The 19511-nt window shown below is 73.7% G+C and carries 16 protein-coding genes; 9 read left to right on the top strand and 7 right to left on the bottom strand.

Annotated elements, in window-relative coordinates; translation table 11 throughout:
• Positions 1-8 precede the first annotated feature (8 nt).
• Positions 9-2054, bottom strand: coding sequence for a serine/threonine-protein kinase (locus tag GA0070214_RS07010; RefSeq protein WP_091260443.1), 2046 nt, complete (start codon positions 2052-2054; stop codon positions 9-11).
• A 204-nt stretch (positions 2055-2258) separates the two neighbouring features.
• Between GA0070214_RS07010 and GA0070214_RS07005 the strand changes: the two genes are divergently transcribed.
• Both GA0070214_RS07005 and GA0070214_RS07000 read left to right on the top strand, forming a co-directional pair.
• Positions 2259-3842 carry an acyl-CoA mutase large subunit family protein gene (locus GA0070214_RS07005; protein WP_091260441.1) on the top strand — a complete coding sequence of 528 codons (1584 nt, stop codon included), beginning with the start codon at positions 2259-2261 and terminating at the stop codon, positions 3840-3842.
• A gap of 638 nt (positions 3843-4480) precedes the next feature.
• Entirely contained in the window at positions 4481-5740 is a 1260-nt protein-coding gene (locus GA0070214_RS07000) for an amidohydrolase (RefSeq protein ID WP_091260439.1), read from the top strand.
• Here GA0070214_RS07000 and GA0070214_RS06995 read toward each other — a convergent pair.
• Positions 5697-6671, bottom strand: a complete 975-nt coding sequence (locus GA0070214_RS06995; RefSeq protein WP_208602670.1) for a DUF4349 domain-containing protein — start codon at positions 6669-6671, stop codon at positions 5697-5699. The two genes, GA0070214_RS07000 and GA0070214_RS06995, sit on opposite strands and share 44 nt — an antisense overlap.
• 122 nt (positions 6672-6793) lie before the next feature.
• Between GA0070214_RS06995 and GA0070214_RS06990 the strand changes: the two genes are divergently transcribed.
• From GA0070214_RS06990 to GA0070214_RS06975, 4 genes are read left to right on the top strand one after another with little or no spacing between them, the layout of a single operon-like run.
• Positions 6794-7423 carry an MBL fold metallo-hydrolase gene (locus GA0070214_RS06990; RefSeq protein WP_091260436.1) on the top strand — a complete coding sequence of 210 codons (630 nt, stop codon included), beginning with the start codon at positions 6794-6796 and terminating at the stop codon, positions 7421-7423.
• Positions 7424-7429: 6 nt separating this feature from the next.
• Positions 7430-8371, top strand: coding sequence for a hypothetical protein (locus GA0070214_RS06985; protein WP_091260433.1), 942 nt, complete (start codon positions 7430-7432; stop codon positions 8369-8371).
• A 43-nt stretch (positions 8372-8414) separates the two neighbouring features.
• Positions 8415-9158, top strand: coding sequence for an SCO6745 family protein (locus GA0070214_RS06980; protein ID WP_091260431.1), 744 nt, complete (start codon positions 8415-8417; stop codon positions 9156-9158).
• Between the two features lie 42 nt (positions 9159-9200).
• A complete protein-coding gene (locus GA0070214_RS06975; protein ID WP_091260429.1) occupies positions 9201-10163 on the top strand; it encodes a GNAT family N-acetyltransferase in 963 nt (320 codons plus the stop codon).
• Positions 10164-10235: 72 nt separating this feature from the next.
• On the opposite strand, the gene GA0070214_RS06970 is transcribed toward GA0070214_RS06975, so the two are convergent.
• A complete protein-coding gene (locus tag GA0070214_RS06970) occupies positions 10236-10691 on the bottom strand; it encodes a gamma-glutamylcyclotransferase (RefSeq protein WP_091260426.1) in 456 nt (151 codons plus the stop codon).
• Positions 10692-10797: 106 nt separating this feature from the next.
• On the opposite strand from GA0070214_RS06970, the gene GA0070214_RS06965 reads away from it, so the two are divergent.
• A complete protein-coding gene (locus GA0070214_RS06965) occupies positions 10798-12201 on the top strand; it encodes an NAD(P)H-quinone dehydrogenase (RefSeq protein ID WP_091260425.1) in 1404 nt (467 codons plus the stop codon).
• Here GA0070214_RS06965 and GA0070214_RS06960 read toward each other — a convergent pair.
• Both GA0070214_RS06960 and GA0070214_RS06955 read right to left on the bottom strand, forming a co-directional pair.
• Complete coding sequence (locus GA0070214_RS06960; protein WP_091260423.1) at positions 12179-12862, bottom strand: DUF998 domain-containing protein; 684 nt, start codon at positions 12860-12862, stop codon at positions 12179-12181. The genes GA0070214_RS06965 and GA0070214_RS06960 overlap by 23 nt on opposite strands.
• 104 nt (positions 12863-12966) lie before the next feature.
• Entirely contained in the window at positions 12967-14226 is a 1260-nt protein-coding gene (locus tag GA0070214_RS06955; protein ID WP_091260422.1) for an MFS transporter, read from the bottom strand.
• A 107-nt stretch (positions 14227-14333) separates the two neighbouring features.
• Here GA0070214_RS06955 and GA0070214_RS06950 point away from each other — a divergent pair, with 107 nt between their 5' ends.
• Positions 14334-14924 carry a CGNR zinc finger domain-containing protein gene (locus tag GA0070214_RS06950; protein ID WP_244167587.1) on the top strand — a complete coding sequence of 197 codons (591 nt, stop codon included), beginning with the start codon at positions 14334-14336 and terminating at the stop codon, positions 14922-14924.
• Between the two features lie 9 nt (positions 14925-14933).
• On the opposite strand, the gene GA0070214_RS06945 is transcribed toward GA0070214_RS06950, so the two are convergent.
• Positions 14934-15566 carry a DedA family protein gene (locus GA0070214_RS06945; RefSeq protein ID WP_091261425.1) on the bottom strand — a complete coding sequence of 211 codons (633 nt, stop codon included), beginning with the start codon at positions 15564-15566 and terminating at the stop codon, positions 14934-14936.
• Positions 15567-16074: 508 nt separating this feature from the next.
• Here GA0070214_RS06945 and thrS point away from each other — a divergent pair.
• Complete coding sequence (gene thrS / locus GA0070214_RS06940; protein ID WP_341845066.1) at positions 16075-17307, top strand: threonine--tRNA ligase; 1233 nt, start codon at positions 16075-16077, stop codon at positions 17305-17307.
• Positions 17308-17353: 46 nt separating this feature from the next.
• Here the strand turns inward: thrS and GA0070214_RS06935 are convergent, their stop codons facing one another.
• A complete protein-coding gene (locus tag GA0070214_RS06935; RefSeq protein WP_091260415.1) occupies positions 17354-19471 on the bottom strand; it encodes an ABC transporter ATP-binding protein in 2118 nt (705 codons plus the stop codon).
• Positions 19472-19511: the final 40 nt, after the last annotated feature.

Genomic DNA, 19511 nt, shown 5'->3' with positions numbered 1-19511 from the left:
GCCTCGACTCAGTTGGCTCCGGTGAGCTGGAACGAGCGCGCCATCGCCTCGAAGATGGGCTTGCTCTCGGCGAACTTGGCGTCGGTCGAGGACAGGTAGAACGAGTAGACCTTCCCGTCCTTCACCAGGCCACGCCAGACACCGTGCCGCATGGTGTCGCCCTCGCCGCAGGTGTATTCGAGCTGTGCCGCCGCCTGGCCGGCCAGCTGCGGTTCCGAGATCGCCAGCTCGGTGTACGGCGCGGGGCAGTTCTTGCTCTTGGCGCTGTTCTTCTTCAGGTTCCGCGAGGCGAACTCCGCCCAGCTGACCGAGGTGCCGCTCCACTCCTCGGCGATGACCCGGACCTTGCGGCCGCTGTCCTCCGGGTCGACGAAGTCGACGTAGAGGCCGCCCGTCTGCCGCTGCCAGCCCTTCGGCACCTGGATGTTGACGCCCTTGACCGACTGCGCCTGCATCTCCACCGGCGGGGCCTCGGCCGACGACGAGGGCAGCGCGCCCACGATCGGCGGCGGCGCGTCGTCGCCGCCGCTGGTCAGCGCGATCACGGTGACCAGGAGCAGCACGGCCACGCCACCGGCGGCGGCGAGCTGGACCTTGCGCGGCCACCCCTTCACCCGGCTGACGAGCTGGCCACCGGCACCCTTGGCCCGGCCGAGCGTGCCGCCGCCGGCCGGCGCGGCGCCCGGGGGTGTCGTCCACGGCTGGCCGGTGCCCGGCACCGACCACTGGTTGCCGCCGTACACCGGCTGGGTGGCCTCGGCGCCCCGGCCGTAGACCGGCTGGGTGGCGTCGGGGTGGCCGGGCACCCGCTGGGTGGCGTCCGGCGCCGCGGTGTGGCCGAGCCGCTGGGTGGCGTCGGGTGAGATGCGCTGGGTGGCCTCCGGGGCCACGCCGGAAGCGGACATCGCCCCGGTCGGGGTGTGCAGCGGGCCGGCCAGCGCGTCGGCGCTGGTCTCGTCGAGCGCGGCGCCACCGGCCGCCGCGGACTCCGGCCGCTCCCCGCGGCGCAGCGCGGCGAGCCGGTCGGTCAGCGACTCGCCGGGCGCGATCATGGCCCGGCCGCCGATCTGGCCGCTCGGCTTCGGCTCGGGGGTGATGATCGCCGGCGGCGTCGCCGGTCGCTGCACGGGCACCACGGCGTACGGGTCGGTGACCGAGTTGACCGCCGTGGCGGTGCTGGTCAGCGGGCCGGCGAGCAGCTCGCGCAGCATGCCCCGGGAGGTGTGCACGTCCAGCCGGCGGGCCGGGTCCTTCTCCAGCAGGCCCATCAGCACGCGGGTCAGCGGGCCGCTGCGCTGCGGGGTGGCCGGCGGGTCCTCGACCACCGCGTGCATGGTCTCGATCGGGTCGCCCTTGTCGAACGGGGGGCGCCCCTCCACGGCGGTGTAGAGCGTCACGCCGAGCGAGAAGAGGTCGCTGGGCGGGCCGAAATCCTGGCCCATGGCCCGCTCGGGGGAGATGAAGTGCGGCGAGCCGAGCACCATGCCGGGCGTGGTGAGCTGCACGTCGGTGGGCATCCGGGCCACGCCGAAGTCGGTCAGCACGCACCGGCCGTCGGTGCAGATCAGCACGTTGGCCGGCTTGACGTCGCGGTGGAGCACGCCGATGGCGTGGGCGACCTCCAGCGCGCCGAGCAGGGCGATGCCGATCTTGGCGACCGCGCGGGGTGCGACCGGCCCGTCCTCGATCACCATGTCGGCCAGGCTGCGCGCGTCCAGCAGTTCCATCACGATCCACGGGCGGCCACCCTCGGTGACCACGTCGTAGACCTGGACCACGGCGGGGTGCTGGATCGCGGCGGCGGCGCGGGCCTCGCGGAGGGTCCGCTCGTACAGCGCGTCGCGGTCGCTGGGGGCGAGCCCCGGCGGGAGGACGACCTCCTTCACCGCCACGTCGCGACGCAGCAGGGTGTCTGTCGCACGCCAGACCGTGCCCATGCCGCCGTTGCCCACCGGCGACCGCAGCGAGTAGCGACCACCGATGGTGGTGCCGGGTGCTGCGCGTCCAGTGGGGGGACTTGCGGGTCCGCCGCTCCACGTCGGGATCTGAGTCACAGAAAAGCCACCGGGGGATATCGAGGGGGCTGGGACACAACCCCTCTATCTTGCTGGTTCCGACGCCCGATGCGAAACCCGACGCGGCGGACGTTTACCTACTCGACCGTATGTGGCCAGGTACTCACCTCCGGTCGATGCCCGCCGTCGCGGTGTGCGGTATCCCTCACCCAACGATCGGCGACCGCGTCCTACCATCCGGTAATGAGCGAAGCGCGGTCAAGCGAGTCGGGTTTCCCGATCAAGGGCGTCTACACGGCGGCCGACCTTCCGGAGGACCTGGACTCCCGGCTGGGCGGCCCGGGCGAGTTCCCGTACACCCGCGGGGTCTACCCGACGATGTACACCTCCCGGCCGTGGACGATGCGGCAGTACGCCGGCTTCGGCACCGCCACGGAGAGCAACGCCCGCTACCACCAGCTGCTGCGCGCCGGCACCATGGGCCTCTCCGTCGCCTTCGACCTGCCCACCCAGATGGGGTACGACTCCGACGACCCGATCGCGCACGGCGAGGTGGGCAAGGTCGGTGTGGCCATCGACTCCATCGAGGACATGCGGACGCTCTTCGACGGCATCCCGCTGGACAAGGTCTCCACCTCGATGACCATCAACGCGCCCGGCTCGGTGCTGCTCCTGCTCTACCAGCTCGTGGCGGAGGAGTCCGGGGTGCCGGGCTCGGCGCTCAACGGCACCATCCAGAACGACATCCTGAAGGAGTACATCGCCCGGGGCACGTACATCTTCCCGCCGAAGCCGTCCCTGCGGCTGGTCGCCGACACCTTCGCGTACTGCCGCGCCGAGGTGCCGAAGTGGAACACGATCTCCATCTCCGGCTACCACATGGCCGAGGCCGGGGCGTCGCCCGCGCAGGAGATCGCGTTCACGCTGGCCAACGGTGTGGAGTACGTCCGGGCGGCGCTCGCCGCCGGGCTGGCCGTCGACGACTTCGCGCCCCGGCTGTCGTTCTTCTTCGTGGCCCGCACGACGCTGCTGGAGGAGGTCGCGAAGTTCCGGGCGGCCCGGCGCATCTGGGCCCGGCTCATGCGGGACGAGTTCGGGGCGAAGAACCCGAAGTCGATGATGCTGCGGTTCCACACCCAGACCGCGGGCGTGCAGCTCACCGCCCAGCAGCCGGAGGTGAACCTGGTGCGGGTGGCGGTGCAGGGCCTCGGCGCGGTGCTCGGCGGCACCCAGTCGCTGCACACCAACAGCTTCGACGAGGCGATCGCGCTGCCCACCGAGAAGGCGGCCCGGCTGGCCCTGCGCACGCAGCAGGTGCTGGCGTACGAGACGGACCTGACCGCCACCGTCGACCCGTTCGCCGGGTCGTACGTGGTGGAGGCGATGACCGCCGAGCTGGAGACGGCCGCCGACGAGCTGATGCAGCGGGTCTTCGACCACGGTTCGGCGGTCGACGCCATCGAGGCCGGCTTCCAGAAGCGGGAGATCGAGCAGTCCGCGTACCGGATCGCCCAGGAGATCGACTCGGGTGAGCGGGTGGTGGTCGGGCTCAACCGGTTCCAGATCGACGAGGAGGAGCCGTACGAGCCGCTGCGGGTGGACCCGGCCATCGAGGTCGGCCAGGCGGAGCGGCTGGCCAAGCTGCGGGCCCAGCGGGACTCCGGGACGGTCGAGCGCGCGCTGGCCGAGCTGCGGGCCGCGGCCGAGGGCGACGCCAACGTGCTCTACCCGATGCGGGAGGCCCTGCGTGTCCGGGCCACCGTCGGAGAGGTGTGCGGGACGCTGCGCGACGTGTGGGGGATCTACCGGCCGAGCGACCGGTTCTGACCTGCTGACGGCGGCCCCGCCAGCACCCCGCAGGGTGTCCGGCGCGGGCCGCCGTCGCGTTCCCGACGGCCTCTGACCTGGGCGTACGCCCCACAGACGGCGTACAGTCGAGGGTCTCCCCACACGCGGTGGGGGCGGTGACGGCTCGGCGCGGATCCTCCCCGGGCGACGCCGCCCGGGCGCCGCTCCGCCGACCGTCGGGCAGCGTGGCCGGAGCCGTCCCGCGTGTGCGGATCGGGATTGCGGGTAACCGGGTCGGGGAACCGGACGGACAGCGTGTGCGGTCGCACTCGGGGGCGGCATGTCACCGTCAGGAGTCGTCCGACCTCCGTCCGTGTCGCGCAATCGCCCGAGCGGCAGTTAATTGTCGCGACTAATGCGACAATTCGGAACGACGGCCCGGTATTTGGTGACCGTTGAATCGGTTACGCGTTGTAGGAGGTGTGGGGCAGATGACGGCGTTCGACCGCGATCTACCTGCTGTCCCGCAGATATTCGGGCCCTCTCACCAGGGCATTCGTGACGCTGCGCGGTCCGACCGCTACGCGAAAGATGTTGCGCAGCGTCACCGCCGGAGGTCTAGGCTGTCTGCTGTTCTCCCCGATGATCCATCCATCTCTAGTGATCGAGAATTCGACGTGACGAGTGCGTTGACGCTGCCGTCCGGCAGCCAGCTGGCGTCGTCCTGGCCGGAGGCGCCGACCGGGTCCCAGCCCCTGCCCCTCGAGCTCGACCATCTGCTCGCGCTGCGCGTACCCGGCCTCATCGCCACCCGCCGTCACATCCACTCCCACCCGGAGCTGTCGGGCGAGGAGTTCGAGACGGCCGCCCTGGTGCACCGCGAGCTTTCCCTTGCCGGGCTGAAGCCGCGCCTGCTGCCCAAGGGCAACGGCGTCATCTGCGACATCGACGGGCGCCCGGACGGCCCGGTGATCGCGCTCCGCGCCGACATCGACGCGCTGCCGCTGAGCGACCCGAAGGACGTGCCGTACCGGTCGACCGTCGACGGCGTCTGCCACGCCTGCGGGCACGACGTGCACACCACCGTGATGCTCGGCGTGGGCATGCTGCTCGCCCAGCTCGCCGACCTCGGCCAGCTCGACGGCCGCGTGCGGCTCATCTTCCAGCCCGCCGAGGAGATCCTGCCCTGCGGCTCGCTGGAGGTCATCGAGGCCGGCGGCCTGGACGACGTGGTGCAGATCTTCGCGGTGCACTGCGACCCGAACCTGCCGGTCGGCAAGGTCGGCCTCCGGGTCGGCCCGATCACCGCGGCCGCCGACAACGTCACCGTCCGGCTCACCGGCCCCGGCGGGCACACCGCCCGCCCGCACCTGACCGTCGACCTGGTCGACGCGCTCGGCCGGCTGGTCACCGAGGTGCCGACCCTGGTCAGCCGCCGGGTGCCGGCCAACAGCGGGCTGCTGCTGGTGTTCGGCCACGCCTCGGCCGGCACCCGCTACAACGTCATCCCCTCCGAGGCCTGCGCCGCCGGCACCCTGCGGGTGATGGACCGGGACACCTGGGACCAAGCCCCGAAGATCGTGGCCCAGGTGGTGCGGGACGTCCTCGCGCCCACCGGCGCCACCGTCGACCTGGAGTACCTGCGCGGCCGGCCGCCGGTCACCAACGACGCCCGGGCCATCGGCGTGCTCACCGCCGCCACCGCCGCAGCGCTCGGGCCGGAGGGCATCGCGGAGACCCCGCAGAGCATGGGCGGCGAGGACTTCTCCTGGTATCTGGAGCACGTGCCCGGCGCGCTCGCCCGCCTCGGCGTCGGCCGGAACGGGCCCAACGTGGACCTGCACCGGGCCTCGTTCGACGTGGACGAGCGCGCCATCCCGGTGGGCGTACGCCTCATGGTCCAGACCGCGCTGCGGGCACTGGCGGCGGCCCGCTAGGCACCGGGCCGTCCGGCGCCGCCGGCGCACCCGGGGGCGTACGGCGACCGCGCCGGCGGGCCAGGGCCAGCGCGAGCGCCACCGGCACGCCGATCGCCACCACGAACGGCAGCACCGCACCCAGCACGGTGAGCGCCACCCGCAACGTGCCCAGGAACGCCGACCAGCCGCCGCGCAACCCGGCCAGGAAGCCGAGCTCCTCGTCCTCCTCGACGGCCGCGGCCTGCGGGCCGAGGAAGGTCACCGTGATGGTGGAGAGCGCGGTCAGGTCGTCGAGCCGCCGCTTCTTCGCCTCCAGCGAGGCGAGGTCCGCCTCCCGGCGGCCCACCTCGTTCTCCAGCGTGACCAGGTCGTTGATCGAGGTGGCCCGCGCCAGCAGCCGCCGGGCGCTGTCCACCCGCGCCCGCTGGGTGGCGATCCGGGCGTCCAGGTCGACGGTCTCCTCGGTGACGTCCTCGGTCCGCACCTCGCGCCGTTCCTGCTCGCCCAGCCGGGTCAGCGCCTCCAGCACGGTCGTGAACCGCTCGGCCGGCACCCGCAGGGTCAGCTCGGCCCGGGCGTCCGCCGAGTCGCTGTTGCGCTGGTCGCCGCCGATGAAGCCACCGGCCGCCGTCACCGCCGTGCTCGCCTCACGGGCCGCCCGCTCCACGTCGTCCACCCGCACCTGGAGCGTTCCGGTGTAGATGATCGCCCGCTGGTCGACCCGCAGGTCCGCGCCACCCGCACCGGGTTGCGCCTTCTCCGGCGCGGCCTGGTCCCGGTCCGCCGCCCCACCCGCCACGTCCCCGCCCGCCACCGCCGGCGGCTGCGCGGCCGAGCCCGTGTTGTCGGTGCCCCCACCGTCCGAGCTGCACGCCCCGGCGGCCAGCACCACCAGCAGCCCGGCCGCCGCGAGCGCCCGGCCCCGGCGGCGGCTGTCCCGTATCCTCATGTCCGCGCTCCGATCCTTCGACGGCCCCGCTGCGGGACCGATACGTCGGACGCGACGCGACACCGCGCCGGTTCCGGCAGACTGCGCTGAGGACGTCACGATTCGATAATCGAGGAGTCACGATGCAGCTCACCAAGTACGCCCACTCCTGCGTACGGCTGGAGCACGACGGGGGAGTGCTGGTCGTGGACCCCGGAGTCTTCAGCGATCCGGCGGCGCTGGACGGGGCGGACGCGGTGCTCATCACCCACGAGCACCCGGACCATGTGGACGCCGAGAAGCTGAACCGGGCGCTGTCCCGGCGACCGGCCCGGGTGTACGGGCCGGGTTCACTCGCCGGGGTCCTCGGTGACGCCGCCGAGGCGCTGACCGTGGTCACGCCCGGCGAGTCGTTCACCGCGGCCGGGGTGGCGGTCCGCGCCTACGGCGGTCAGCACGCGGTCATCCACCCGGACATCCCCGTCGTCCCGAACCTGGGCTACCTCATCAACGACGTCGTCTACCACCCGGGCGACGCGCTCGTCGTCCCCGACGAGGTCCAGGTCGACACCCTCTTCGCGCCGATCCACGCGCCCTGGTCGAAGTTCTCCGAGGTGGTCGACTTCATCCGGGCGGTCGCCCCGCGGCGGGCGTTCGCTCTGCACGACGCGCTGCTCAACGACAACGGCTTCGGTGTCCTCGACCGGCAGTACACCGCGCTGTCGAAGACCGAGTACCGGCGCCTGGAACCGGGCACCCGGATCGACGCCTGAGCGCGGATGGCCGGTCCACCCCCCGACCTGGTCCAGCGGCTCTACGCGACGCCGCCGGACCGGTTCGTCGCGGCCCGGGACGCCGCGGTCGCCGAGGCGCGCCAGGCCGGTGACCCGAAGGGCGCCCGGGAGATCGGCAAGCTCCGCCGGCCGACTGTCGCGGCCTGGCTGGTCAACCTGCTCGCGATCCGCCGGCCCGAGCTGGTCGCCGACCTGGCCCAGCTCGCCGAGTCGCTCCGCTCGGCGCAGCGGGACCTGCGCGGCGGCAAGCTCCGTGAGCTCTCCGCGCAGCGCCGGGCCGTCGTGGGCGCGCTGGTCGCCGAGGTACGCAGGCTGGCCGCCGCCGAGCCGGCCGCCCCGCCGGTCGGGAAGCTGCCGCTCGGTGAGGTCGAGGCGACGTTGAACGCCGCGCTCTCCGACACCGAGGTGGCCGAGCAGGTCCGCGCCGGCCGGCTGCTGCGGGCCACCCACTACGCCGGCTTCGGGGAGGTGCCCCGGCCGCAGCTGCGGCTGGTCACCGGTGGTGGCGAGGAGGAGCCCGCCGTACCCGACCGGGCGGCCGAGCGGGCCGAGGACCGGCGGACGCGCGACCAGCGGGCCGCCGAACGGGCGGCCCGGGCCGAGCGGGCGAAACGCCGCCGGGCCGTGGAACGCGAGCTGGCGAAGGCCCGGGAGGACCAGGACCGGGCCGAGGCGGAGCTGACCGGGGCCACCGAGGCGGAACGGGACGGCGTGGCGACGCTGGACCGCATCGAGACCGAACTGGCCGAGCTGGAACGCCGGCGGGCCGTGGCCGAGCAGGAGCTGAGCCGGGCCAAGCTGGCCCGCCGCGGCGCGGAGCGGTCGCTCACCGCGGCCCGCCGGCGCACGGGTGAGGTGGAGGCCGCCTTGGAGGCGCTGGACGCCGAAGAGGAGGATGCCGCCGAGGGTGGTCACGAGGCAGACTGACCGTGATGAATGCGCACGGTGGACGGACGGTGGGGGGCCGCCGATGACCCCCGAGCAGGTCGCCGCGGCCAGCAAGCCGCTGGTGCTGGAGCTCGGGGAGGCGTTCTCCCGCTGCCCGTCGACGCTGCGCCGGGCCCGCCTGCTCGGCATCTCCGGCTGGGCCTTCTACATCACCGGCCGGGCCGGCGCGCTGGGCGACGTCCGCGCCGAGACCGTCGCCGCCGCGCTCGGCTTCATCGCCCCGGAGGCCGTCGCCGACGGCTGGGACGCCGCCGTGCGCACCGTCCCGCCGCTGGAGGTGGCCGGCGCGAACCTGGCCGAGTGCTGCCGGTGGGGCGCGACCAACCTGGGCGACGCCCCGGAGACGTCCCGCCTCGCCGGGCTGCTGCGCCGGGTGGTCGACGCGGCCGAGGGCAGTGGCATGCCGCTCTTCGCCGCCTGGCGGGCCATGCCGGTCGACGATCCCACGCCCGGCGCCGAGGCGGCCGTCGCGCTGCTGCTGCTCCGCGAGCACTTCGCGGGGGCCTACCTGCTGGCCGTGCGGGCCGCCGGCATGACACCGCTGGAGGCGGTGCTGGCCGGGCCGGAGGGGGACGCCGGGGCGGCCGCGTGCGGCTGGCCGCCGCCGTACCCGCCGGTGGGTCCCCTCGTGCGGCGGCGGTTGTGGGCCGAGGCGGTGACCGACCGGCTGGTGTCCCCGGCGTTCCGGGCGCTCGCCCCCGGCGAGGGCGCGGAACTGCTCAACCTGCTCACCGCCGCGCGGCTGCACGTCCGCGGCGGCGGATAAATGGGGAGCGCGGTCGCCGGGGCGGCTGCCAGGATCTGCCGCGTGACGATTCCCGCCGGCTGGACGGCCCGCCGCCCCACCCTCGACGACGTGCCCGCGATCCTGGCGGTGGTGCACGCCGCCGACACGTTCGCCGTCGGCTATCCCGACTTCGACGCGGAGGACGTCCGGGACGCCCTGACCGCGCCCTTCGTCGACATGGCCCGCGACTCGTGGCTGGTCACCGACCCGGACGGCACCGCGGTGGCCTGGACGATCCTGAGCAACCCCACCGGAGTAGGCCGAGAGTGGGTGGACGTCCTGGTGGATCCGGACCGCGCCGCCGACCTGCGCGCCCCGCTGCTGGCCCGGCTTCTCGACCGGGTCGCCGAGCGGGCCGCCGAGCGCGGCCTGCCCGCGCTCACCGCCCGGACCGGCGTCTACGCCCCGGAGACCCGCTGGGCGGAGGAACTGGTCGAGGCCGGGTTCACCCGGCTCAAGCGCTACATCCGGATGACCCGCTCGCTGGCCGACCTGCCCGCCGAGCCGGCGCTCCCGGCCGGGGTGACGATCCGGCCGCTGCGCGCCGACGACGAGGCCGACCTGCGGCTGTTCCAGCGGATCTTCGACACCGCGTTCCGGGACACGCCGGACTACGAGCCGGTCGGCTTCGACGCGTGGCGCGAGCAGCTCCCGTCGTACGGCAAGGTGTGGGACGAGTGGTTCCTGGCCGAGGTCGACGGGGAGCCGGCCGGCGCCCTCCAGTCCTCCGACCAGGGGCTCGACCAGGACATGGGCTGGGTGCGGACGCTGTCCGTGCTGCCCGCGTACCGGCGGCGCGGGGTCGGGGCCGCGCTGCTGCGGCGGGCCTTCGCCGTCTACGCGGCCAAGGGCCGGGCCGAGGCCGGTCTCGGCGTCGATCTCGCCAACCCGACCACCCCGGTCACCCTCTACCGCTCCGTCGGGCTGGTCGAGGCGCGCTGGACCGACATGTACGAGCGGAGCGTCCCCGCCGCGGGTGTGTGATACGCGACCCGGCGTGGGGCCGCCGCCCGCCCGGGCCGCCGGCCGGAGCAGACTGGACGGGTGGGAGACGCGCTACGCGGACGCGGTGCCGGTGGGGCGGGACCGCAGCTCGGTGACGTAGTCGTCCGGCGCGCCCGCCTTCTCGGCCGCGTTCGCGATCTCCGACAGGTACCACGATGTCGGCAGGCCGCCCTCGTAACCGTCGAAGACGTAGACCCACGCGGTCACGTCGCCGTCCAGCGTCGAGACGCGGACGGTCAGCTTCCGGTATGTCCCGGAGGTCACACCCTCGATCTCGTCGAGCTGGGCCGCGTCGTAGGGGTGGATGTCGTAGAGCGCCACGAAGACCCGGTCACCCGGCGACTCGACGACCGTGCTGACCGAGCCCTCCCAGCCGATGACGTCCTCGCCCGCGAAGGTGAGCCGCCACCCCTCCAGCCAACCGGTGCCCACCATCGGCGAATGCGGACAGTAGGCACGCATGCGGGCGGGGTCCAGGTTTGAGCCGTAGGCGGCGTAAAGACGCACGGCGATGACGATAGCCCGGCCGACGGGTGGGGGAGAATACGACGGTGCGTGTCGAGCGCGACGGGGAGAAGAAAGTCACTGTGAGCACAGACGAGGGGCGAACGCTGTGAGCCAGATCGTGATCATCGGCGGAGGGCCGGCCGGGTACGAGGCGGCGCTGGTCGCCGCCCAGCTGGACGCTGATGTCACCGTGGTCGAGGCGGAGGGGGCCGGCGGCGCCTGCGTCCTCTCCGACTGCGTGCCGTCCAAGACCTTCATCGCCAGCTCCGAGGTGGTCACCGGCTACCGGGACACCGAGGAGTTCGGGGTGCACTCCGACGGGCTGGAGGCCGTCACGGTCGACGCCCGGGCGGTGCACGAGCGGGTCAAGCGGCTCGCCCTGGCCCAGTCCGCCGACATCCACGCCAAGCTCGTCAAGGCCGGCGTCGAGTTCGTCGCCGGCACCGCCCGGCTCGGCGAGGACACCCTCGGTCACACCCACCGCGTGATCGTCACCCCGGCCGACGGCGGCGCGGAATACTCGATCGCGGCCACGACCGTGCTGATCGCCACCGGCTCCACCCCGCGCCAGCTCCCGACCGCCGTGCCCGACGGCGAGCGCATCCTGACCTGGCGCCAGGTGTACGACCTTCCGGAGCTGCCCGAGCACCTGATCGTGGTCGGCTCCGGCGTCACCGGCGCCGAGTTCGCCAGCGCCTACCTGGCCATGGGGGTCGAGGTCACCCTGGTCTCCAGCCGGGACCGGGTCATGCCGCACGAGGACGCCGACGCCGCGTCCGCGATCGAGCGGGTGTTCCGGAACCGGGGCATGACCATCCTCAACAACTCGCGGGCCGAGGCGGTCCGCCGGATCGGCGACGGCGTCGAGGTGACGCTCGCCGACGGCCGGGTGGTGGCCGGCTCGCACGCGCTGATCGCGGTCGGCTCGATCCCCAACACCGCCGACCTGGGCCTCGCCGAGTACGGCGTCGAGCTGGCCCGGGGCGGCTACGTCACGGTCGACCGGGTCTCCCGCACCAACGTCCCCGGCATCTACGCGGCCGGCGACTGCACCGGAGTGCTGCTGCTGGCCAGTGTCGCCGCCATGCAGGGCCGGATCGCCATGTGGCACGCGCTCGGCGAGGCGGTCCGGCCGCTGCGGCTGCGTACCGTCGCGGCGAACGTCTTCACCGACCCCGAGCTGGCCACCGTCGGGGTCTCGCAGAACGAGGTCGACGCCGGCAAGGTCCCGGCCCGCCAGGTGATGCTGCCGCTCTCCGGCAACGCGCGGGCGAAGATGGACGACCTGGCCGACGGCTTCGTCAAGCTCTTCTGCCGGCCGGCCAGCGGCCAGGTGATCGGCGGCGTGGTGGTCGCGCCGAAGGCCAGTGAGCTGATCCTGCCGATCACCATGGCGGTGGAGAACAACCTCACCGTCAACGAGCTGGCCCAGACCATCACCATCTACCCGAGCCTGTCCGGCTCGATCACCGAGGCCGCCCGCCAGCTCATGCTCCACGAGCTGGAGTGAGCTCGCGGTCCCGCACCGGCACCGCCAGCTCGGCGCGGTGGGGGTGTTCCCGGAGTCGGGGCACCGCCACCTCGCTGATCCCGCGGCGGAGCAGGGTGCCGGCGACCACCGCGAGCAGGGCGACCTCGGCGAGGATGAGCAGGCGCTCGACGAGGCCGATCAGCACCCGGTCGCCCGGGTAGGCGGACCAGATCATGGCCCCGGCCAGCACGAGGCTGGTCAGGGCCAGCCCGCGCACCCACCCGGCGGCCCGCCCGCCGAGCCGCCGGGCGAGCAGCCAGCCGGCGACGGGCAGGGCCAGGAAGGCCACCACCGAGGCGTACCGGTGCACGTAGGCGGCGGTGTCCATGGGCAGCCCGGGCTCGTTGGTGGGCACCAGCGCGGCGGCCGTCAGGCCGGCCGACCACGCCACCAGCAGCGCCCCCGCGCGCCGGCCCGCGCCGGCCCGGTGCAGCGCCGGCAGGAGTACGACGGTGGCCGCGGCCAGCGCCGCCATGGCCGTGTCGATGACGCCGCCCCGGTCGGAGACGGCGAAGTCGCTGACGGTCAGCGACCAGGGATCCAGGTTGTCGTTCACTTCGAGGTGACCGAGGACGGCGAGCACCGCCGCCAGAGCGATCCCGCCAAGGGCCAGCAGGCCGCTGCTCCGGGTTCCAGGCATGCCTCAGCCTGTCGCCGGAACCGCCCGAAACGGATCGGGGACCACCACCCACTTCGATCCCGGGGTCGCCCCCTAGATGTACGCGACCGTTGCGGGTGGTGGAGTCAGGGCGCGGGCTGGAACTCCTTCCGGTGCCGGGTCGTCTCGGCGTCACGGAGGGCTCGGGTGGTGACCCGGGAGGCGAGCGGGAGCGCGGCGAGCACGAGGCCGAGGGCCGCCGCGACGAAGGTGGCGCGGATCCCCAGGCCGCGTCCGAGAAGGCCGCCGGCGAGCGCACCGACGGGGACCACACCCAGGACGATCAGGCGATAGGCGGCGGTGACGCGGCCGAGGAGTTCGTCGGGGACCGCTGCCTGGCGCAGGGTGCTCACGACGATCTGGTTCAGCGAGCTGGCCACGGCGGCGCAGAACATGCCGGCGAGGGCGAGGGGTGTGTGGTGGCCCAGGCCGAGGATGGCGTAGCTGGCGGCCGGGGTGAGTGCGGCGAGCCAGGTGGTGGGGCCGCCGCCGATGCGGGGCACGACGTGTTCGGCGAGCAGTGAGCCGACGATCGCACCGGCGGCGGGAACGGCGACGAACAGGCCGTAGCGCGACATGGGCAGCTGGTACGGGCCGGTGATCAGCAGGACGAGCAGTCCGCCGGTGGCCGAGCCGAAGAAGTTGATCGCCGCCGAGATGAACGCGACCCGGCGCAGCAGGTCGTGGCGCCAGAAGTGGGTCCATCCGGTGCGGATGTCCTGGGTGATGCTGGTCGGGGTCGAGCGGCGACGCTCCTGTTCCTCACCGGTGGGGCGCAGCGCGGGCAGCAGCAGAGCCGCCAGGCCGGCCAGGGCGAACGCGGCCGCGCCGGTGTAGAAGGCCGCTGCCGCCGCCAGCGCGAACAACGCCGCGCCGGCCGGCGGGCCGATGAAGGTGTTGATCACGGACTGGGTCGCGAACAACCGGCCGTTGGCGCGCTCGAGCTGCTCGCGGGGCAGGAGACGGGGCGGGATGGTCAGGGCGGCGTTGTCGACCATCGTCTCGGCGCAACCGGCCAGGAACACCGCGGCGTAGAGCAGCGCGACGTGGTGCCACCCGTTCGCCAGGGTCACGGCGAGCAGCGCGAAGCCGGCCGCGCGCAGCCAGTTGCCGGCGGTGAGGATCCGACGGCGGTCCACCCGGTCTGCCAGCGCGCCGGCGGGGAGGGTGGCGATCAGCCAGGGCAGGAACTGCACCACCGTCATGCCCGCCACCACGAGCGGGTCCCGGGTCAGCGTGGCGACGAGCAGCGGTGCCGCGGCCTGCAGCAGCCCGTCGGCGAGGTTCGAGAACGCTTGGGACGCCCACAGTGCGGCGAACGGTCCGCGTGGGGCGGCGGCAGGCATGATCGGTCTCCCGGTGGTTCTCATGGGTGATTGGCTGACTGGGAATGAGCATGCCAGTGGAGCGGTCTCACATGCAATACTGGGTTCAGCCATGAGAGGAGCCGCCGGTGAGGTTCGGCCACATCGCGGGCGACCGCATGCTCGACCTGGTGAACACGGTCGGCTGGCGGCTCGGCGGGCGCGAACGCATCGAGCACCTGAGGACCTTCTCCGACGTCGTCGACTGGTGCGTCGAATCCGATCTGGTCAGCGAGGAGGAGGCCGTGGCCCTGCGCGATCTCGCCGGCCGGGACGACGCGCGGGCCGAGCGGGAGCGGCGACAGGTCGTCGAGGCCCGCGAGAGGGCCTACGCGGCTCTCTTCGAGGATGACCCCGCGGCCGCCGCGGGCCTCGCCGACATGTACCGGGCGGCGATAGCCGCGGCCGACCTGGTCCGGGTGGGCGACCGCTGGCAGTGGCGAGACCGGGAAACCGACCTCCGCCTGCCCCGCGATCGCATCGTCCGCGGGCTCGTGGCGCTCAGCCAGCGCGCCGACCTCGACCGTCTCCACCAGTGCGAAGACGTCAAGTGCGGCTGGGTCTATCTCGACACGTCACCGCGGCGGAACCGCCGCTGGTGCAACACGAAGGACTGCGGCGACCGCAACCGCGCCCGCGCCTACTACGCCCGGCAGAAGGCGAAGAGCCCGCGGCCCTGACTCATCCGATCAGGAAGCGGCCGTCGGTTCCTCGAGGGTCGCCTCGGCCTCGGTGCGGGCGTGGCGGGCACTGATGACCGTCATCGCCCAGCCCGCCGCCGCGAACCCGGCCGCCGCCGCCCCGCCGATCAGCAGCAGCCGCCACACCGACTCGGTCAGCGCGGTGCCGCCGAGGTGGCCGACCAGCGTGCCGTACGCGGCCCAGCAGGTTGCCGCCGCGGCCTCGTAGAGGATGAAGAGGCGGTACGGGTAGCGGCTGCGCCCGGCCGAGAAGCAGGCCGCCATCCGGCCCCCGGGCACGAAGCGGCAGAGCAGGATCACCAGTGGCCCCGGTTCACGCAGCCCCCGGGTGACGCGGGCGGCGGCCCGGCGGGCCCGGCCCGGCGTCGTGTGCCGCGGCTCGCGGCGGGTCGGTGCGGTGCGCCCCAGCAGGTAGCAGGCGAGGTCGCCGGCGAAGACGCCGAGCGCCCCCACGGCGATGGTCAGCGGCAGGCTGAGCCCGCCGTAGACGGTCAGCGCCCCGCTGGTGATCATGACGACCTGCGTGGGCACCACCGGCACGAAGGCGTCGGCGACCAGCAGGGTGAGCAGCACCGCGTACGCCCAGGTGGGCGACGCGACGTCAGAGATGAGTTCGGCCACGACCGCCACCTCGCCGGAGTTCCCCGTTCGACCGCACCGAGCCTGACGGCGTGTCCCCGGTCACCGCGGACGGCCCTGCCCGACGGTGACGGCCGACACCAGCAGGCCACTCGTGTTCAACGATGCGGCGCCACCGAATGTGACGACCCGTCGCGGCCGCCTCGACCGCCGGGGCGGGCGGCGGATCGCCGATCCGCGGCGTACCGTTGTCGGGGCGCGGCTCCGGAGACGTCGGGTCCCCCGTTCCCGACGTCCGGGCCGCCGCGGGTCGCCGGCAGGTCCCGTGCCGGCGACCCGCCCCCACCGCACCACCGCCGGGTGCGTCGCGAAATCCACGTGCGTCCGCCGCGCCGCCGCGCGTACCGTCGCCGCATGCGCAGCGCGGTGAACACCACGACGCCGGGTGTTCCCGGCGCGCCGCACTGACGTTTCCGTCGACGAGGCCCCGGGGCGATCCGCTCCGGGGCCTCGCGGCGTTCCGGCTCAGCTCGCCTCCGGGTCGTACCCGATCAAGGAGAGCGACATGATCGACCACCGCAGGCTCGGCCGGGACCTGGAGCTGTTCGTCTCCGACCCGCTGGCCGGCGCCGGGCTGCCCATCTGGCTGCCGGCCGGCGCCGCCGCCCGGCACGCCGTCGAGGAGTACGTGCGGGAGCTGGAGCGCCGGGCCGGCTACCGGCACGTCTACTCGCCGCCGCTGGGCAAACGGGAGCTGTTCGAGCTCTCCGGCCACCTGGGCTACTTCGCCGACGACATGTTCCCGCCCATGCGGCTGAGCGCCGACGACGAGTTCGTGCTGCGCCCCGCGCTCTGCCCGCACCACGCGCTGGTGTTCCGCGCCCGGGGCCGCTCCTACCGGGAGCTGCCGCTGCGGGTCGCCGAGATCGGCGGGATGTACCGGGCCGAGCGCTCGGGGGTGCTGGGCGGGCTGTCCCGGGTGCGCGCCATCTCGCTCAACGACGCGCACAACTTCTGCGCGCTGGAGCAGGTCGGCGACGAGGTGCGCGAGATCCTCCGGCTGATCCGCGAGGCGCACGCCGCGCTCGGCGTACGGCCGGCCGGCTTCCGGCTGTCGCTGCGCGGGCCGGGGGAGAAGTACGTCGGCGACGACGCCGACTGGGCGCGGGCCGAGGAACTGCTGCGCGCCGCGCTCGACGGGGTGGACTACGACGAGGGCCCGGGCGAGGCCGCCTTCTACGGCCCGAAGATCGACATCCAGATCGTGGACGCGGCCGGCCGGGAGTCGACCATCTCCACCGTCCAGCTCGACTTCGACAAGCCGGAGCGGTTCGACCTGTCGTACACCGACGCGGACGGGCGCCGGAAGCGGCCCGTCATGGTGCACCGGAGCCTCGTCGGCAGCATGGAGCGGCTCTTCGCGTACCTCATCGAGGTGCACGCGGGCGCCTTCCCGGCCTGGTACGCCCCGGTGCAGCTGGTGCTGCTGCCGGTCGACGACGGGCAGGCCGACGCGGCCGTCGAGCTGGCCCGCCGGGCGGAGGCGGCCGGGCTGCGGGCCGAGGTGGACCTGGCCGGCTCGCTGGGCGCCCGGATCCGCGACGCGGCCCGCCGCAAGGTGCCGTACGTGGGGGTGGTCGGCCGCCGGGAGGCCGCCCACGGAGCGGTCGCCCTGCGCCTGCGGGACGGGCGCGGCCTCGACCCGCTGCCGGCGGCCGACGCGCTCGCCCTGATCGGCGCCGTCGTGACCACCCGCTCGGCCGACCTGCTCCCGCCCGGCTGACGGCCGGCGGGCCGGCCCGGCCGGGTCGCCGCTCGTGGCGTTCACGTCAGCGCCCGGCCGGCGCGGCCGCCGGCTTCCCGGGCGGCCCGCCACCGGGTCGTCCGGGTGGCCCGCCACCCGGCCGTCCGGGCGGTCCGCCGGGCGGCAGCGGCGCGGCGGCCTCCTCGTCGATCGCCGCTCCGGTGAACTGCGACCGGTAGAGCTCGGCGTACGCGCCGTTCGCGGCGACCAGTTCGTCGTGCGTGCCCTGCTCGACGATCCGGCCCTGATCCATCATGAGGATCAGGTCGGCATCCCGGATGGTGGAGAGCCGGTGCGCGATGACGAAGCTGGTCCGCTCGGTGCGCAGCGCCGCCATGGCCCGCTGGAGCAGCACCTCGGTGCGGGTGTCGACCGAGCTGGTCGCCTCGTCGAGGATGAGCAGCGACGGCTCGGCCAGGAACGCCCGGGCGATGGTGATGAGCTGCTTCTCGCCGGCGCTGACGTTGCTGCCCTCCTCGTCGATCACGGTGTCGTAGCCGTCGGGCAGGCTGCGCACGAACCGGTCCACGAAGGTCGCCCGGGCCGCCGCCAAGATCTCCTCCTCGGTGGCGGTCGGCCGCCCGTACGCGATGTTGTCCCGGATGGTGCCGCCGAAGAGCCAGGTGTCCTGGAGCACCATGCCGATCTTGCTGCGCAGCTCGTCCCGGCGCATGGAGCGGATGTCCACCCCGTCGAGGGTGATCCGGCCGGCGTCCAACTCGTAGAACCGCATGACCAGGTTGACCAGGGTGGTCTTGCCGGCGCCCGTCGGGCCGACGATGGCCACCGTGTGCCCGGGCTCCGCCACCAGCGAGAGGTCGTCGATCAGCGGCTTGTCCGGCTCGTACCGGAAGGAGACGTGCTCGAACTCGACCCGGCCGGTGACCCGCGGCGGGGCGGGCCGGTCGGGGGCCTGCTCCTCGGCGTCGAGCACCTCGAAGACCCGCTCGGCCGAGGCCACCCCGGACTGGAGCAGGTTGGCCATCGAGGCGATCTGGGTCAGCGGCTGGGTGAACTGCCGGGAGTACTGGATGAACGCCTGCACGTCGCCGAGGCTCATCGACCCCGAGGCCACCCGCAGGCCGCCGACCACGGCGATCGCGACGTAGCTGAGGTTCCCCACGAACATCATCGCCGGCATGATGATCCCGGAGATGAACTGGGCCCCGAAGCTGGCCCGGAACAGCTCGTCGTTCTTGGCCGCGAAGGCCGCCTGCGCCTCGCGCTGCCGCCCGAAGACCTTGACCAGCTCGTGGCCGGTGTAGGTCTCCTCGATGATGCCGTTCAGCTCACCGGTGTGCCGCCACTGCGCGATGAACCGGCGCTGCGACCGCTTGGCGATCTGCTGGGTGACGAGCACCGACAGCGGCACGGCCACCAGCGCGACCAGGGCCAGCAGCGGCGAGATCCAGACCATCATGGCCAGCACGCCGACCACCGTGAGCAGCGCGCTGAGCAGCTGGCTGAGCGTCTGCGACAGGGTCTGCGAGATGTTGTCGATGTCGTTGGTGACCCGGCTCAGCAACTCGCCCCGGGGCTGCTTGTCGAAGTAGGGCAGCGGCAGCCGGTTGAGCTTCTCCTCCACCTCGGCGCGCAACCGCAGCACGGTGCGCTGCACCACCCCGTTGAGCAGCCAGCCCTGCCACCACATCAGCAGGCTGGCGCCCAGGTAGAGGGCGAGCGCCAGGGTGAGCGTGCGGCCCAGCGCCGTGAAGTCGATGCCCGCCCCGGGCACCACGTCCATCCGGGCCAGCATGTCGGCGAAGTTCTCGTTGCCGGCGGCCCGGGCCGCGGCCACCGCCTGCTCCTGGGTGGTGCCGGCAGGGATCTGGCGGCCCACCACCCCGGCGAAGATGAGGTCGGTGGCGTGCCCGAGGATCTTCGGCCCGATCACGCTCGCCCCGACGCTGGCCACCGCCAGGGTGATGATCGCGGTCAGCGAGAACCGGTGCGGCCGCAGGCGGCCCAGCAGCCGGCGGGCCGACGGTCCGAAGTTCATCGACTTCTCCGCCGGCATGGCGGCGCCCATCCACGGCGGCCCACCGCCGCCGCGCCGTGCGGCCGCCGCGGGCAGCCGCTGCGGCGCGCCGTCGGCGCCGGCCTTCGGCCCCGGCGCCGGCTTCTGCCCCGGCACGGCGGTCATGCCGGCACCTCGCTACGCTCGGCGCCGCCATGACCCCCGC

Source organism: Micromonospora chaiyaphumensis (assembly GCF_900091435.1).
Classification (GTDB): Bacteria; Actinomycetota; Actinomycetes; order Mycobacteriales; family Micromonosporaceae; genus Micromonospora; species Micromonospora chaiyaphumensis.
This window is presented reverse-complemented; position numbering and strand designations above follow the sequence as displayed.